The organism is Streptomyces sp. PR69, assembly GCF_026420845.1.
In the GTDB taxonomy this organism is placed as follows: domain Bacteria; phylum Actinomycetota; class Actinomycetes; order Streptomycetales; family Streptomycetaceae; genus Streptomyces.
Map to the genome: position 1 here is coordinate 41,260 of NZ_JAOWCB010000024.1, position 15,547 is coordinate 56,806.

At 72.7% G+C, this 15,547-nt stretch carries 10 protein-coding genes, 1 other RNA gene and 1 pseudogene; 10 read left to right on the forward strand and 2 right to left on the reverse strand.

What is annotated here, in order from left to right:
- Positions 1-160: 160 nt before the first annotated feature.
- Positions 161-4,078 (reverse strand): FHA domain-containing protein, encoded by a 3,918-nt coding sequence (locus tag OF819_RS21300; RefSeq protein WP_267245210.1) that lies wholly within the window; start codon positions 4,076-4,078, stop codon positions 161-163.
- A gap of 494 nt (positions 4,079-4,572) precedes the next feature.
- Between OF819_RS21300 and OF819_RS21305 the strand changes: the two genes are divergently transcribed.
- From OF819_RS21305 to OF819_RS21320, 4 genes are all read left to right on the forward strand, one after another.
- A complete protein-coding gene (locus tag OF819_RS21305; RefSeq protein WP_267245211.1) occupies positions 4,573-6,369 on the forward strand; it encodes a serine/threonine-protein kinase in 1,797 nt (598 codons plus the stop codon).
- A 74-nt stretch (positions 6,370-6,443) separates the two neighbouring features.
- Complete coding sequence (locus OF819_RS21310) at positions 6,444-7,724, forward strand: serine/threonine-protein kinase (protein WP_267245212.1); 1,281 nt, start codon at positions 6,444-6,446, stop codon at positions 7,722-7,724.
- A gap of 518 nt (positions 7,725-8,242) precedes the next feature.
- A complete protein-coding gene (gene prfB / locus OF819_RS21315) occupies positions 8,243-9,355 on the forward strand; it encodes a peptide chain release factor 2 (protein WP_267245213.1) in 1,113 nt (370 codons plus the stop codon).
- 323 nt (positions 9,356-9,678) lie between these two features.
- Positions 9,679-10,614 (forward strand): hypothetical protein, encoded by a 936-nt coding sequence (locus tag OF819_RS21320; RefSeq protein WP_267245214.1) that lies wholly within the window; start codon positions 9,679-9,681, stop codon positions 10,612-10,614.
- Positions 10,615-10,703: 89 nt separating this feature from the next.
- Here OF819_RS21320 and OF819_RS21325 read toward each other — a convergent pair whose 3' ends face one another.
- Entirely contained in the window at positions 10,704-10,895 is a 192-nt protein-coding gene (locus tag OF819_RS21325; RefSeq protein WP_267245215.1) for a hypothetical protein, read from the reverse strand.
- Between the two features lie 276 nt (positions 10,896-11,171).
- On the opposite strand from OF819_RS21325, the gene ftsE reads away from it, so the two are divergent.
- The 6 genes and pseudogenes from ftsE to OF819_RS21355 form a co-directional block, all read left to right on the forward strand.
- On the forward strand, positions 11,172-11,861 hold the full coding sequence (gene ftsE / locus OF819_RS21330; RefSeq protein WP_267245216.1) for a cell division ATP-binding protein FtsE: 690 nt from the start codon (positions 11,172-11,174) through the stop codon (positions 11,859-11,861).
- Positions 11,862-11,870: 9 nt separating this feature from the next.
- Complete coding sequence (gene ftsX / locus OF819_RS21335; protein ID WP_267245217.1) at positions 11,871-12,788, forward strand: permease-like cell division protein FtsX; 918 nt, start codon at positions 11,871-11,873, stop codon at positions 12,786-12,788.
- A 67-nt stretch (positions 12,789-12,855) separates the two neighbouring features.
- A complete protein-coding gene (locus tag OF819_RS21340; RefSeq protein ID WP_267245218.1) occupies positions 12,856-14,064 on the forward strand; it encodes a S41 family peptidase in 1,209 nt (402 codons plus the stop codon).
- A gap of 18 nt (positions 14,065-14,082) precedes the next feature.
- The gene (smpB, locus tag OF819_RS21345; protein ID WP_267245219.1) at positions 14,083-14,562 is read left to right on the forward strand and encodes an SsrA-binding protein SmpB; all 480 of its coding nucleotides are present in this window, start codon (positions 14,083-14,085) and stop codon (positions 14,560-14,562) included.
- A 132-nt stretch (positions 14,563-14,694) separates the two neighbouring features.
- Positions 14,695-15,064: a transfer-messenger RNA gene (ssrA, locus tag OF819_RS21350) on the forward strand.
- A 103-nt stretch (positions 15,065-15,167) separates the two neighbouring features.
- Positions 15,168-15,530: pseudogene (locus tag OF819_RS21355) on the forward strand (LysR family transcriptional regulator); the annotation flags it as partial.
- Positions 15,531-15,547 lie beyond the last annotated feature (17 nt).

Consider the following 15,547-nt stretch of genomic DNA (forward strand, 5'->3'; position numbering starts at 1 on the left):
GACCGAAACCGGCGCGTCCCGTGACCGACAGGTGTACGCCCGGCCGGTCGCACGCCGCAATACCGCGCCAGGCGTCAGCCCGTCTTCTGTGATGCCCTTGTGACGCTCTGCCCCCGGCTGCACGGTGATCCGCGGTCCTCGGGGGCAACTAGACGACGGCTCAAGGGGAGTTGACCGGAGCGAGGGGCGTCGCGGGGGCCGCTGCCACGGAGCGTGCGGCACGCTCCAGGGCGCTGGCGAGCAGCGCCAGGTCCGTTGGCCCATTGCCCAGTTCGCGCACGGGGCGGCGGGTGGGGGGATCGCCCATCCGCTCCCATTCGAGCGGGACGACCGTGGGGCGCAGCGTGGCCGTACGGGGGATGCGGCCGGTCACCCGGCCGCTCTGGAACGGGGTCACCCGGCCGTCCGGATGCCCCAGCCTGCCCCGGCCGGGCGCGGGGTCGTCGGGGCCCGCGCCGGTCGGCGAGGGCGGCGGATCCAGCACGACGCGCAGCCGCGCCGCGCGCGCCGGCTCGGTGTCCTCGGTGCGGTCCGGGCGAGCCGAGGCCGCGACCAGGTGCACTCCCAGACGCTCGCCGTCTCGCGCCACGGCCTCCAGCGCCCGTACGACGGACCCGGCGGCGGGCCGCCCCGCGCTGCCCAGGGAAGGGGCGACCAGCGCGTCGAAGTCGTCGACGAGGACGATGAGCCGGGGGAGGCGCGGGGGGTGCGGGGCGCCTGATGCGTCCGGCTGCGGGGCGATGGGCGGTGGGGTCGCCGCGCCTCGGGTGTCGGCCGCGCCGCCCGGGGCTTCGGACGATGCGGACGGCGCCGCGCCGGAAGCAGCCGCGCCGGTCGGCGCCGCTTCGGTCGGCGCCGCTTCGGACGGGGGTTTGGGCGGGGACTCGGGCGGTGCGTCGGCCTGGTGCGGGACCGTGTGCCGGGCCGCCGGAGGCTCAGCTGCCCGCCGCCGGCCCGCGAGGCGCTCCGCCGCCTCCTGCCGCGCACTCGTGCCGTCCTTCTGGCCGCCCCGCTCGGCCCGCGCATTGCGGATCTGCCAGTCGGTGAACGGGACGCCGTCCAGCAACTCGGCCCGGCGCTTCAGCTCCGCGCCCAGGGCCTGGGCGAAGGCCCGCATACGCAGCGGATCGGAGGCGGACAAGTGATCCGTGACATGGGGGAGTTCGGCACAGGCGGCCAGTCCGGCCCCCGGCGCGCCACCGCTGACCCCGCCCGCACCCGCGCCCGCGCCGTCGACCAGCAGCAGCGCCAGCCGGTCGGGGCGGTCACCCGCCGCGAGCGAGGCGGCCAGGGAGCGCAGCAGCTCGGTGCGGCCGCTGCCCGCGGGCCCCTCGATCAGCAGATGCGGGCCCTCCGCGGTCAGGTCCACGGCGAGCGGGCCATGCGGGCCCGCGCCGAGGACGGCCGTCGCGTCGCCCCCGGGATGCGTCGCGGCGGCCCAGCGCGCCAGCAGCGACGCGGGCGTGGCACGGGCCAGCCCCAGCTCGTCCAGCAGCCGTGCGGACCGGGGCAACGGCGCGGCACGCCCCGGCCGGACGGCCGCGCCCTCCGTGCGCAGCGGGGCCAGCGCCCGGGCGAACCGCTCCGCCCAGGCCGGCGAGACCGCGTCCACCGTGCCCACCGTGCCGTGCCCGGCGGGCTGTCCGCCGGCCGTGCGCATCACCCGGAGCGCCGTGGCGACATCCCCGCTCAGCAGCCCGACGGCCCCGCACTCGCGGAACGGGCGGGACAGCGCGCACGCGCTCTCGTACGTCACCGCCACCGGCGAGGCGGGCGACGCGGCCGCCGTCTCGGCCAGCGTGACCAGATGGATGCCGGCGGCCGCTCCGGCCGCGGCCAGCCGGGCGGCGGTCTCGCGCAGCGCGGCCGTGCCGGGGTCGCCGTCGACGACGACCACCGTGCGCGGGCCCGTGTGCCGGGCGGCCGCCTCGGCGACGGCCTGCCGATCGGCGCTCGCCCAGGCAGGGCCCAGCGGCCCCTCGTCCAGACGGCGCGTCAGCTCCGCGGCGCGCGCCGCCGCCTGCTCCCGGTCGTAGGCGAGCAGCAGCCGGCAGTCCTGGCCGTGCCCCGGCTGCAGCTGCGGCAGCCAGCCGAGCCAGGCCCACTCCGCCCTGCGCTCCTGAAGGCTCCTCGCCCGGTCCGCACTGATCAGCACGATCTCCAGGTCCGTCGGCGGGTGCAGCGCCGCGAGCTGGGCCAGGACCCAGCGGGCGAGCCCGGACAGCCGGGCCCGCGGGCCCGCGAGGCCGAGCGAACCCGCCTCGCGCAGACTCACCGTCACCGGCACCGACGGCAGTTCGGCGCGGTCGGCGGTGCCGAGCCTGAGCACCATGGCCTCCGGGTGTCCCGCGTCCCGCTCCCACAGGCGCGGCCCCGGTCCGAGGGCGGCGAGCAGCACCGCGGCCGGGTCGGGCCAGCGCTCCACGGCGGGTGCGGACGGTGCGGCGGGCGGCTCGGCCTGCTGCGGGCGCGCCCGGGCCGGCTCATTCCTGGCGCCGGTCAGCCGCCGCGCCCATGCGCCTATGCCGCGCCTGCGGGCCGGTCCGCTCGCCGCGGGCAGCCGGGTGCCGCGCGGCGGGGTCGCCTGCCGCCTGCTGTGCGCCCGCGGAGCGTCGGGCGTCCCCGGCGCGTCCGGTGCGTCGCCGAGGGCGTGGGGCGACTGCTCGGGACCCCGCTCATGCACGGTCGCCTCGGGCGCGCCCGGCTCATGGGGTGCGTGCTGCGGTGCGACCGGCCGTTGACGGCCCTGCTTGCGGTCGGCCCGCTGCTCGTGTGGGGGCCGCCCGGCTGCGGCCGGTTCATGGGCGGCGTGCTCGGGTGTGGCCTGCGGCCGGCCGTCCTGCCCGCGGTCGGCTCCCTGCCCCTGGCCGGCCCGCTGCCCGCGCGGCGCCTGCTCGGGTGTGGCCGCGTCGCGGGGGGCGTGCTCAGAGGCGGCCGGCCGGTGGCCGCTCTGCTCATGGCCGGCCCTCTCCTGATCGCCGGCCCGCTGCTGTTGGAGAGCCGACTCGGCTGTGGCCGGGTCGTGGGAGGCGTGCTCAGGCGCGGCCGCCCGGTGGCCGCCCCGATCGTGGGCGGACCAGCGCTGGTGAGGAGCCCGCTCGGGTACGGCCTGCTCGGGCGCGGTCTGCTCATGTGCGGGCGGCGCGTCGTCCCCGTACGCGTACAGCGTCTCTGAAGACTCGCCGCGCGCCTGGCCCGGCACCCGGCCATGCGGCGGCGCGGCCGCGGGCGCCGGGGCCTGTCCGGAGCCGTGCGGTGCGGAGGCCGCCCGCGGGCCGGCCGCACCGCCGTCCGCCTCACCCCCCGCGGGGCGGTCGACGGTCCCCGCGCTGCCCGCGCTGCCGGTCCGCACCCGGAGCCGGCCCTCTCCGTCGGAGGCTGTCGGCAGCGGGGGCGTGCCGGTGGGCGGGGCGAGCCGCAGCGTGGACTCGCCGGCCCGGAGGAGGGAGCCCGCCGGGAGGCTTACGGGGGAGGGGCCGACCGGGACGCCGTCCAGTGTCGTGCCGTTCGTCGAGCCGAGGTCCTCCACCGTGACCCGGCCGTCCCCGTCGACGGTGACGGCGCAGTGCAGCCGGGACACGTCCGGGTCGTTCAGCGCGACGTCCGCGTCCGCCGAGCGGCCGATCGAGATCCGGCCGCCGTGCAGCAGATGCACCCCGCCCGCGTCCGGCCCCGCGACCACATGGAGCTGCTGGAACCGCGCCGAGGCGTCGGCGGACACCGTCTCGTCCTCCCCCGGGGACTGGAGCCGCAGCACCGCGCCGTCGATCAGCGGCGGCTCGCCCAGCACCCGGCGGTGGGCGTCCAGCCGCTCCCCGCCCGCGTACAGCACGGTCGAGCCGGGCGCCTCCGGGCCGCAGACCGCCGATGCGAGCCCGGACGCCACCGCCGCCAGGGGGGTGCCCGCGGGTGCGGTGACCAGCACATCGCAGGCCCGCCCCGCGGTCGCCGCGGGGGGCACGGGCGAGGAGGCCGGGGAAGGCGAGGGGCTCGGGGAGGCCGAGGGCGCCGCGGATGAGGCGGCGGACGCCGCGGACTGCCCGCTGCGCGGCGCGAAGACGGTCAGCCGGATCTGCATCGCCCTGAGCAATCCCTTCTGCGCGGGGTGCCCGGCAGGGGAGCCGCCCTGTGATCCCCCACCCGGCAGGTCGGCACGCGCCGCGAGGCTCCCTCCCTCACCGCTCCGTGCTGAGTGCATCCTCGCACCTGCCTCTGACAATCCGCCCGCACCCCGGTCAGAAGCGATCTTGAACGATCGTCTCCCGTCGCGAAAGTGCCTGGCAGGCGTCTGTTGGGAGGACGTCCGGCAACCTTCCGCCCGGTTTGCGCGTCTTCCCGGCGAACGCCTTCACGAGGCTCGATGGGATCTCCGGCGTTTCCGGGAGCCTCCGGGGATCTCCGGCGCGGTCCGGAGCGGTCCGGGGGTGCGCTGGAGATGCGCCGGGGCCCAGCCAACGGCAAGATCGTCGACGGTTGGGCGCCCCGGCGGCGCGCCGGGCGGCCTTAAAGTGGGTCGGACACCCGGACGCATCCGGGCCACGCAAGGACCACGATCAGCAGGGAGCGCATGACGTGCGGCCGGTAGGCAGCAAATACCTGCTCGAGGAGCCGCTCGGCCGCGGCGCCACGGGCACCGTCTGGCGAGCCCGCCAGCGGGAGACCGCGGGCACTGAGGCGGCCGTTCCGGGCCAGCCCGGCGAGACCGTCGCGATCAAGGTCCTGAAGGAGGAGCTCGCCAACGACGCGGACGTCGTCATGCGGTTCCTGCGGGAGCGCTCCGTGCTGCTCCGGCTGACCCACCCCAATGTCGTCCGCACCCGCGACCTCGTCGTCGAGGGCGATCTGCTCGCCCTCGTCATGGACCTGATCGAGGGCCCCGACCTGCACCGGTACCTCCGTGAAAACGGGCCCTTCACCCCGGTCGCGGCGTGCCTCCTCACGGCGCAGGTCGCCGACGCGCTCGCCGCCAGCCACGCCGACGGCGTGGTCCACCGCGACCTCAAGCCCGCGAACGTCCTGCTCGCGGAGCGCGACGGCCGGATGCACCCGATGCTCACCGACTTCGGCATCGCGCGCCTCGCGGACTCCCCGGGACTGACCCGTACGCACGAGTTCGTCGGCACGCCCGCGTACGTCGCCCCCGAGTCGGCCGAAGGCCGCCCGCAGACCTCCGCCGTCGACATCTACGGCGCGGGCATCCTGATCTACGAGCTGGTCACCGGGCGGCCCCCGTTCGCGGGCGGAACCGCCCTTGAGGTGCTCCACCGCCATCTGAGCGAGGAGCCGCGCCGCCCCTCCACCGTCCCGGACCCCCTGTGGACGGTCATCGAGCGCTGTCTGCGCAAGGAGCCGGGCGAGCGGCCGAGCGCTGAGAACCTGGCCCGCGCCCTGCGCACCGTCGCCGAGGGCGTCGGCGTGCACTCCACGCCCGCGCAGATCGAGGCGGCGGAGGGCGTGGGCGCCCTGCTCGCGCCCGATCCCGCCCCCGCGCAGGTGCCCGACGCCCCGGGGGCCGCCGACCCCACACAGGTGCTGCCGAGCGGCGGCGCGTCCGCACCGTCGTACGACCCGGCGGCGGCGACCAGCGTGCTCCCGCAGACTGGCGTGCCCGGTGCGCCTGGCACACCCGGCGGGCCCGGCACACCCGGCGCGGGAGTGCCCGGCGCCGATCCGACCGCCGTCATGCCGCCCGTGCCGCCGCGCCCCGAGGGCGTTCCCGGAGCGCCGGGCGACTCCGGGCGGCCCGAGGAGCCGCACCCCTGGCAGTCCCAGCTCCAGGCGGCGCGCGACCGCAACGAGCAGACGCAGATCCAGTACCTCGACCCGAGCGAGGACCCGCTGCGCCGCCGCCCCGCGCGCCGGCCGCAGCAGCCTCCGCAGCCCCAGCCTTCACAGCCGTACCAACAGCAGCAGGCTCCCCAGCCGTACCAGCAGCCACAGCGTCAGCCGCAGCGCCGTCCCCAGCGCCAGACGCCTCCGCCCCCGCAGCAGCAGTACGCCCCGCCGCCGCCACAGCCGCAGCAACAGCAGTACGCGCCTCCGCAGCCGCCGCCCCAGCCCCAGCAGCGCCAGCAGCCCGCTCCCCGGCCCCCGAGGGAGCCGATGCAGCCCAGAGAGCCGCGTCGCCGCAGCGCCAACCCCATGCGCATCCCCGGCCTCGGCTGCCTCAAGGGCTGTCTCTTCACGATCGTCCTGTTCGTCATCGCGGGCTGGCTCATCTGGGAGCTGACCCCGCTCCAGGACTGGGTCGCCCAGGGCAAGGGCTATTGGGACGCCATCGGCGACGCCGTCAGCACCGTCACCGACTGGGTCTCGGACCTCGGCGGCTCCGACCCCGGCGCGAGCACCGGCACGGGAACCGGACAGTAGCCTTCTCTCCCGCGTACGTTTAGGCGTCAAGGCGGACGGGGGCGTGGGGCATCGCCAGCGCTGAGGGAGCAGTCTTGGCACGGAATATCGGCAGCCGGTACACGGCCCAGCAGATCCTGGGGCGGGGCAGCGCGGGCACGGTGTGGCTCGGAGAGGGGCCGGAAGGGCCCGTCGCCATCAAACTGCTGCGCGAGGACCTCGCCAGCGACCAGGAGCTCGTCGGCCGCTTCGTACAGGAGCGCACGGCCCTGCTCGGGCTGGACCATCCACGCGTCGTCGGCGTACGCGACCTCGTCGTGGACGGCGAGGACCTCGCGCTCGTCATGGACCTCGTCCGCGGCACCGATCTGCGCACCCGGCTCGACCGGGAGCGCAGGCTCGCGCCCGCGGCGGCCGTGGCGATCGCCGCGGACGTCGCCGAGGGCCTCGCCGCCGCTCATGCGGCCGGAGTCGTCCACCGCGACGTCAAGCCGGAGAACATCCTCCTCGACATGGAGGGCCCGCTCGGCCCCGGCGGCGCGCACCCCGCGCTGCTCACCGACTTCGGCGTGGCCAAGCTGATCGACACCCCCCGGCGGATCAAGGCGCGTCCCGCGGGCCCGCACTCCCCGAACGCCTCGGGGATCATCGGCACCCCCGACTACATCGCCCCCGAGATCGTCGAGGGCCTGCCGCCGCGCGCCTCGGTCGACATCTACGCCCTCGCGACCGTCCTGTACGAACTCCTCGCGGGCTTCACCCCCTTCGGCGGCGGCCACCCCGGCGCGGTGCTGCGCCGCCATGTCACCGAGACCGTGGTGCCGCTGCCCGGCATCCCCGACGAGCTGTGGCAGCTGCTCGTGCAGTGCCTGGCCAAGGCCCCCGCCTCCCGGCTGCGCGCCTCCGAGCTGGCCGCCCGGCTGCACGACCTGCTGCCGCTGGTGGCGGGCATGGCGCCGCTGGACGTCGACGAGCCGGACGAGCCCGAGGCGCAGTCGCCCTCGGAGCAGTACGAGCAGACCGGCGCGCCGGAAGGCTCCGACGCGCCCCGCCGCCGCGGCGCGGTCCCGCTGGTGCCCGGCGCGGCGCCCGCCGACTCCAACCGGGACACCCACACGTCCATGCGCGTGCCCGGCCCGGACGAACTGGCAGGCGGGGCGCGCGGCACGGCCCGCGCCCCCCGCGTCCCCGGGCGGCACCGCCCCGGCTCCGCCCGTCACAAGGCCGAAGCGGTGCGCAAGCGCCGCCTCACGCTCGGCGCCGCAGGGGTGCTCCTGGCTACCGCGGCCGGCGTCGGCGGCTGGCTCGTCACCAGCGGGGACGACGGAGACCAGCCGCCAGAGGACTCCCGTCCCCCGGCCACGGCCGAGCCCTAGGCAGCGCGAGGGGGACCGCGGTGCCGTCGGCTTTTCCCCTACCCCGCCCCTTCCCGTAACTGGGGCAGGCCCCCAGACCCCCGTACGGCCTTCGGCCGTGTCCTCAATCTCCCCCAGACTTCGTCCGGGAGGTGCCCCCAACGGGCTTGATTTGGCTGCGCCAAATCCCAGCCCGCCGGCGTTGGCAGCGCACACTCAGCCGCGCCGGCGTTTGAGGCGCGAGAGCCGGAGACTCAGCCCCGCTGGCGTTTGAGGCGCGAGAGCCGGAGACTCAGCCTCGCCGGCGCTTGAGGCGCGAGAGCCAGAAATCCAGCCCCGCTGGCGCTTGAGGCGCAAGGGCCGGAAATCCAGCCTCGGCTGGGGTGCCTCCGTGGGGGCCTGGGACGGGAGTCTGGGGGAGTTTGAGGAGCGGGGGTCCGGGGGCGGAGCCCCGGTTCGGGGAGGGGCGGGGGAGGGAAGAGGTCCGCCGGACACCGCCTGAAGGCAGGAGTGTCTCAGGCAGCCGTTACGCTGGACCCGTGGCAGTCGTCGATGTATCCGAAGAGCTGAAGTCCCTCTCCTCGACCATGCGGTCGATCGAGGCCGTCCTGGACCTCGAGAAGATGAGGGCAGACATCGCCGTGCTCGAGGAGCAGGCGGCCGCACCGTCCCTGTGGGACGACCCGGAGGCGGCGCAGAAGATCACCAGCAGGCTTTCGCACCTCCAGTCCGAGGTCCGCAGGACCGAGGCGCTGCGCGCCCGGATCGACGACCTTGAGGTGCTCTTCGAGCTCGCCGAGGCCGAGGACGACCCGGACACCATGGCCGAGGCCGAGGCGGAGCTCGCCGATGTGCGCAAGGCGCTGGACGAGCTGGAGGTCCGCACCCTGCTCTCCGGCGAGTACGACGAGCGCGAGGCCCTCGTCACCATCCGCGCGGAGGCCGGCGGCGTCGACGCCTCCGACTTTGCCGAGCGCCTCCAGCGCATGTATCTGCGCTGGGCGGAAAACCACGGCTACAAGACCGAGATCTACGAGACGTCGTACGCGGAGGAGGCCGGCATCAAGTCGACCACCTTCGTCGTGCACGCCCCGTACGCCTACGGCACACTCTCCGTCGAGCAGGGCACGCACCGCCTGGTCCGCATCTCGCCGTTCGACAACCAGGGCCGCCGCCAGACGTCCTTCGCGGGCGTCGAGGTGCTGCCGGTCGTCGAGCAGACCGACCACATCGAGATCCCGGAGAACGATCTCCGCATCGACGTGTACCGCTCCTCCGGCCCCGGCGGCCAGTCGGTCAACACCACCGACTCCGCGGTGCGCATCACGCATATCCCCACGGGCGTCGTCGTCTCCTGCCAGAACGAGAAGTCCCAGATCCAGAACAAGGCCTCGGCCCTCCGCGTCCTCCAGGCCCGACTCCTGGAGCGCCAGCGCCAGGAGGAGCGCGCCAAGATGGACGCCCTCAAGGGCGACGGCGGCAGCTCCTGGGGCAACCAGATGCGTTCCTACGTCCTCCACCCGTACCAGATGGTCAAGGACCTGCGTACGGAGTTCGAGGTCGGCAACCCCCAGTCCGTCCTGGACGGCGACATCGACGGCTTCCTGGAGGCCGGCATCCGCTGGCGCAAGCAGCAGGAGCAGGAGAAGTAATCCGGCTGCTGCCACATACCGGAATTCGCTGACGCAAGCGCCCGGGCAAATGAAAACTCGCTTTGTCGACAAGGGAACTGCCGCCTGAAGGGCGGCAGTTCTGTTTTATGTCACAGTTGCATCCGTGCAGGTCAGGCAAGCAATGCCATTTCGGACATCGCACGCGCAACCGCCTTGACGCTTGTGCGAAAACTGGGAAAGCTGACGCGCGACATGCGTAACTCGGGGCGCGTGTGACACGGGGGGCGCAGTGAACGACCTTCGGTGTCCGCTGCCCTGGACGCTGTCCTATGACGAGTACAGCTACTGGGGGTAGCAGCTACATGACGAAGAAGACGCGGATCCGCGTTGCGCGTATCGCGGCCGGCGCGGTGATCGCGGCCGGCGCATCGCTCACCGCCGCGGGTGTCGCCCAGGCCGTGGACGACGAGGCGGGCCTGGGAGGCCTGAACGCCGAGGTCACCGTCGCCGCCGAGACGAACCCGGACGACGACAACCCGGCCGGCGGTGTCGACAGCGGCGGCACCTCTGAGGGCAACACCTCTGAGGGCAACACGTCGGAGGGGAACACCTCCGAGGGCGGCACCTCGGAGGGGAACACCTCTGAGGGGAACGCCTCGGAAGGGAACACGTCCGAGGGCAACACCTCTGAGGGCAACACCTCGGAGGGCGGTGCCGCGGAGGGGAACACGTCCGAGGGGAACGCCTCGGAAGGGAACACCTCTGAGGGCAACACCTCCGAGGGTGGTACGTCGGAGGGGAACACCTCTGAGGGCGGCACCTCGGAGGGCAACACGTCGGAGGGGAACACCTCTGAGGGCAACACCTCCGAGGGCAACACCTCCGAGGGCAACACCTCGGAAGGCTCCTCCTCTGAGGGCTCCGCCAACAACGGCGGCACCGGCAACAACGGCGGCAACGACAACGCCAACAACGGCGGTTCCGCCAACAACGGTGGCTCCGCCAACAACGGCGGCACCAGCGCCTCCGGTGGCGGCAGCGGTGAGGACACCCACGGCGGCGGCGCTACCACCTGCACCGTCGACCTGGACGGCGCGGAGTGCTCCGACAGCAACACCCCGGGCACGAACAGCGTCGGCTCGAAGCCGGTGCAGCAGGGTGAGGCCAAGGAGGAGCTGGCCGAGACCGGCGCCGCCGAGACCACGTTCCTGCTGGTCGGCGCCGCGACCATGATCGCTGGTGGGGTTGGCTTCCGTATGCTGCCGCGCCTCGTCGCCGGCGGCCGTACCGCTGCCTGATCCAGTGCGCAGCGCCTTACGGGTGCACAGTGCGCAAGGGCCCGGGGCTGATCCGAATCAGCCCCGGGCCCTTGCGCACGTATGAGCGATTACGCGGTCTGGTGAGCGGCCAGCAGCCCCGCCGCCGCGATCAGCAGCACCAGCAGCGTCAACAGCGCCGCCGGGCTCAGTCCGCCGAAGGGGCCCTGCTGCAGCCGCTCGCGGTTTGCCCGGCAGACCGGGCAGCGACCCTCGGTCACCGGAGCCGCACAGTTCGCGCATACCAGTCGGTCATAGGTCATGCGCTTTCCTCCTCCCGCGTGCCCGCCCGGCCGCTGGCGCGGACCTCAAGCACACTTCTTCCCGCCAACGCCCGGGGAAACGCGACGGTTCCCGGGTGTTCCACGGTGTTCCCCTCCCACTGTGCCAGCTCGCGCGGTTTTCGGCGCGTCCCGCCGGATCGGTCCATTCTCACACCCAGACAAAAGGCGCAACCGGGGGCGCTGACTGCGCACGCCTGTCCGTGTCGCGTAATCTCACGCTCACCTACTTCCTCCCGGCTGACCGCGTGGTGCACTGTGATCCGTTTCGACAGCGTCTCCAAGAGCTATCCCAAGCAGAACCGTCCCGCTCTGCGCGATGTCTCCCTTGAGATCGAGAAGGGGGAGTTCGTCTTCCTCGTGGGATCGTCCGGTTCCGGAAAGTCGACCTTTCTGCGCCTCATCCTCCGCGAGGAGCGCGCCAGTCACGGGCAGGTCCATGTACTGGGCAAGGACCTCGCCCGGCTGTCCAACTGGAAGGTGCCGCATATGCGCCGCCAGCTGGGCACGGTCTTCCAGGACTTCCGTCTCCTGCCCAACAAGACCGTCGCGGAGAACGTGGCCTTCGCCCAGGAGGTCATCGGCAAGCCCCGCGGCGAGATCCGCAAGGCCGTCCCCCAGGTCCTCGACCTCGTCGGCCTCGGCGGCAAGGAGGGCCGGATGCCCGGCGAGCTCTCCGGCGGTGAGCAGCAGCGCGTCGCGATCGCCCGTGCCTTTGTCAACCGCCCCATGCTGCTGATCGCGGACGAGCCGACCGGCAACCTGGACCCGCAGACCTCCGTCGGCATCATGAAGCTGCTGGACCGCATCAACCGCACCGGCACCACCGTGGTGATGGCGACCCACGACCAGAACATCGTCGACCAGATGCGCAAGCGTGTGATCGAGCTCGAAAAGGGCCGTCTCGTACGCGACCAGGCACGCGGCGTCTACGGCTACCAGCACTGAAAGGACGCCATGCGCGCCCAGTTCGTCCTGTCGGAGATCGGCGTCGGTCTCCGCCGCAATCTCACGATGACCTTCGCCGTCATCGTCTCCGTGGCCCTGTCGCTCGCCCTCTTCGGCGGTGCGCTGCTCATGCGCGAGCAGGTCAGCACGATGAAGGACTACTGGTACGACAAGGTCAACGTCTCCATCTTCCTCTGCAACAAGAACGACGCGGCCACCTCGGACAAGTGCTCCAAGGGCGCCGTCACCGCGGAGCAGAAGAAGCAGATCGAAGACGACCTCAAGAAGATGAGCATCGTCGAGTCCGTCCACCACGAGTCGGCCGAGGAGGCGTACAAGCACTACCGGGAGCAGTACGGCGACACTCCCATCGCGTCGACGATCACCCCGGACCAGATGCAGGAGTCGTTCCGGGTCAAGCTGACGGACCCGGAGAAGTACAAGGTCGTGGCAACGGCCGTGGCCGGCCGGGACGGTGTGCAGTCGGTCGTCGACCAACGCGGCATCCTGGAGAACCTCTTCAACCTGATGAAGGGCATGAACGTCGCGGCGCTGTTCGTGATGGGCCTGATGCTGGTGATCGCCCTGATGCTGATCGTCAACACCGTGCGTGTCTCGGCGTTCAGCCGTCGCCGTGAAACCGGCATCATGAGGCTGGTCGGCGCCTCCAGCTTCTATATCCAGATGCCGTTCATCATGGAGGCCGCGTTCGCGGGCCTGCTCGGCGGAGTCGTCGCCTCCGTACTGCTGCTGGCCGGCAGGTATTTCCTGATCGACGGCGGTCTGGCACTCTCCGAGAAGATGCAGCTGGTGAACTTCATCGGCTGGGACGCGGTGCTGGCGGTGCTGCCGCTGGTGCTGGTCATCGGCCTGCTGATGCCCGCCCTTGCGGCTGCCATCGCATTGCGCAAGTACCTCAAGGTGTGACAAGCGCCCCTGGCGTCGTACGGCCAACGGCCGTACGGCGCCTTTCGCTTGTCCTAGACTCAACGCCATGCCGGGCCTGGAGTTCAGCATTCGGCCCCGCCGCATCGGCCGCGGGGCGGCCTTGACGTTGGTGTTCGCGGGAGTCCTCGCCACGGCGGCCGCGACCAACGCGCTGCCCCGCGAGGACGCGTCGCCGCCGTCTGGCCCGTCCCGCCCGTCCTCCGCCGCAGGCCCGTCCGCCCCCGGCGCCCGGGAGGCCGTCGGGCATCTCGACCGCGAGGAGGTGGCGCGCGCCGCCGCGGAGGCGATGGCCGACGGCAAGTCCGGCGTGAAGGCCGCCGAGGAGGTCGTCAGCCGCAGCGGCGACCGCTGGGGCGCGGTGTACGACAAACGGGAGTACGAGGAGTTCGCCAAGGCCCTCGACGGCGAGTACACCGGCGTCGGGCTGCGGGCGAGACGCACCCGCGACGGCGGCATCGAGATCGCCAAGGTGCGGCCCGGCGGCCCCGCGGACAAGGCCGGCGTCAGAGCTGGCGACCAGCTGCTCGCCGTGGACGGCCGTCCCGTCGCCGAGCGGCCCGTCACCGAGGTCACGGCCCTGCTGCGCGGCGGCGACCGCACCTCCGTCGCCCTCGGTCTGGAGCGGGACGGCCGGAGCTGGACGGAGACCATACAGCGCGCCCGGCTGACCACTCAGACCGTCACCGTCGAGCGGACGGCGGACGCATACGGTGCGGACGGTCTCGTACGGATCAAGGTCTCCTCCTTCACGAAGGGCTCGGGCGAGCAGGTTCGCCAGGCCGTCCGCGACGCCCCCGAGGACGCCGGAATCCTGCTCGACCTGCGCGGCAACCAGGGCGGGCTGGTCTCCGAGGCCGTCATAGCCGCGTCCGCCTTCCTCGACGGCGGCCTGGTCGCCACCTACGACGTCCATGGAGAGCAGCGGTCCCTGTACGCAGAGCACGGCGGCGATGTCGACCGGCCGCTGGTCATCCTCATCGACGGCGGCACCATGAGCGCGGCCGAGCTCCTCACCGGCGCGCTGCGCGACCGCGGCCGCGCTGTCGCCGTCGGCTCGCAGACCTTCGGCAAGGGCTCGGTGCAGATGCCCAGCGAGCTGCCGGACGGCTCCGTCGCCGAGCTGACCGTCGGCCACTACCGCACTCCGGCCGGCCAGAGCGTCGACGGCCAGGGCATCACCCCGGACCTGATCGCCACCGAGGAGGCCGAGGAGCGGGCCCGCGCAGTATTGAGTGGCCTCGGGGGCGGCTCGTAGTGCGAAAATGACGGCACTATGGCAAAGGAAAAAGGGCGCAAGCTGATCGCGCAGAACAAGAAGGCGCGGCACGACTACCACATCCTCGACACCTACGAGTGCGGTCTCGTGCTGACGGGCACCGAGGTGAAGTCGCTGCGTCAGGGGCGGGCCTCGCTGGCGGACGGGTTCGTCCAGATCGACGGCCATGAGGCATGGCTGCACAACGTCCACGTCCCGGAGTACAGCCAGGGCACCTGGACCAACCACAGCGCGCGGCGCAAGCGGAAGCTGCTGATGCACCGCGCCGAGATCGACAAGCTGGAGTCCAAGTCACAGGAGACGGGCCACACGATCGTGCCGCTCGCCCTGTACTTCAAGGACGGCCGGGCGAAGGTCGAGATCGCCCTGGCGAAGGGCAAGAAGGAGTACGACAAGCGCCAGACGCTCCGCGAGAAGCAGGACCGCCGCGAGGCCGAACGCGCGATCTCGGCGGCCCGCCGCCGCCAGCGGGCCTAGACACCTGCCGCCGGCGGGCCCCGGGCCTGACGCCTGTCGCCGTCAGCGGGAATAGGCTGGCATCCGCAGGCGTTGGTCACGTACGATGACACCTGCACCTCACAGCAGGTGCACACCTTGAAAAATGCACATGGGGATGATCGGTTTCGACAGCGGATGTCGAAGCAGGGGAAGCGTGTCGAGGAAGCGGCAATGATCTCGTAAACCATATGTCGCAACCAATAATCGCCAACACCAAGCGCGATTCCTTCGCCCTCGCTGCCTAAGTAGCGACCTGCGAAGTGTCAGCCCGGGGCTGTTCCCGACCCGGATCCTGGCATCAGCTAGGGGACTAAACCTCTAAGCCCGGTCACGGGGCGTAGAGGGAAACCAAACAGTGACTGAGCCCGTCGGAGACTTGTTCGCGTGATCTCCGGGGCCGAGAAAATCGCAGCGGACTGCACACGGAGAAGCCCTGGTTCCGCACCGTTGGACGCGGGTTCGATTCCCGCCATCTCCACCATCCCTAAAAGGGCCTCTGACCTGCGGAGACGCAATCGGTCAGGGGCCCTTTCGCAAACCGGAAATTTCCACGCCCGCTCAGTCGGCATCACGCCATCGGTCCAATCTTCGACGGCCGGGGCATCCGGCTCGCGCCGCCCGCACCGCTCGCGGTGGGCGTCGACGAGTTCCGGCGGATGACGGCGAAAACAGGCCACCCCGTGCTCGCGGTGATCGGCTATTCGGCCATCCCGGGCACGGTGCTGCGGCCGCTTGCCGACCCCGTGCCGCTGTCCCCCGTCTCCCTCGTCTGGCGGCGTGGTCTGCGTCACCCCGGCGTCGACGCGCTCCGCACCGCTGCCGCCGAGCTGGCCGCCGCCGGAAACTGGCTGGTCAGACGGGACGCGGACTGGGTGCCCCGGGAGGATGCGGAGGTGCTGGGCGCACCGCCCGGCCCTGGGCTCACAGACGCGTCGTCCGCAGGGTGAGAGCAAGGTTTCAGACC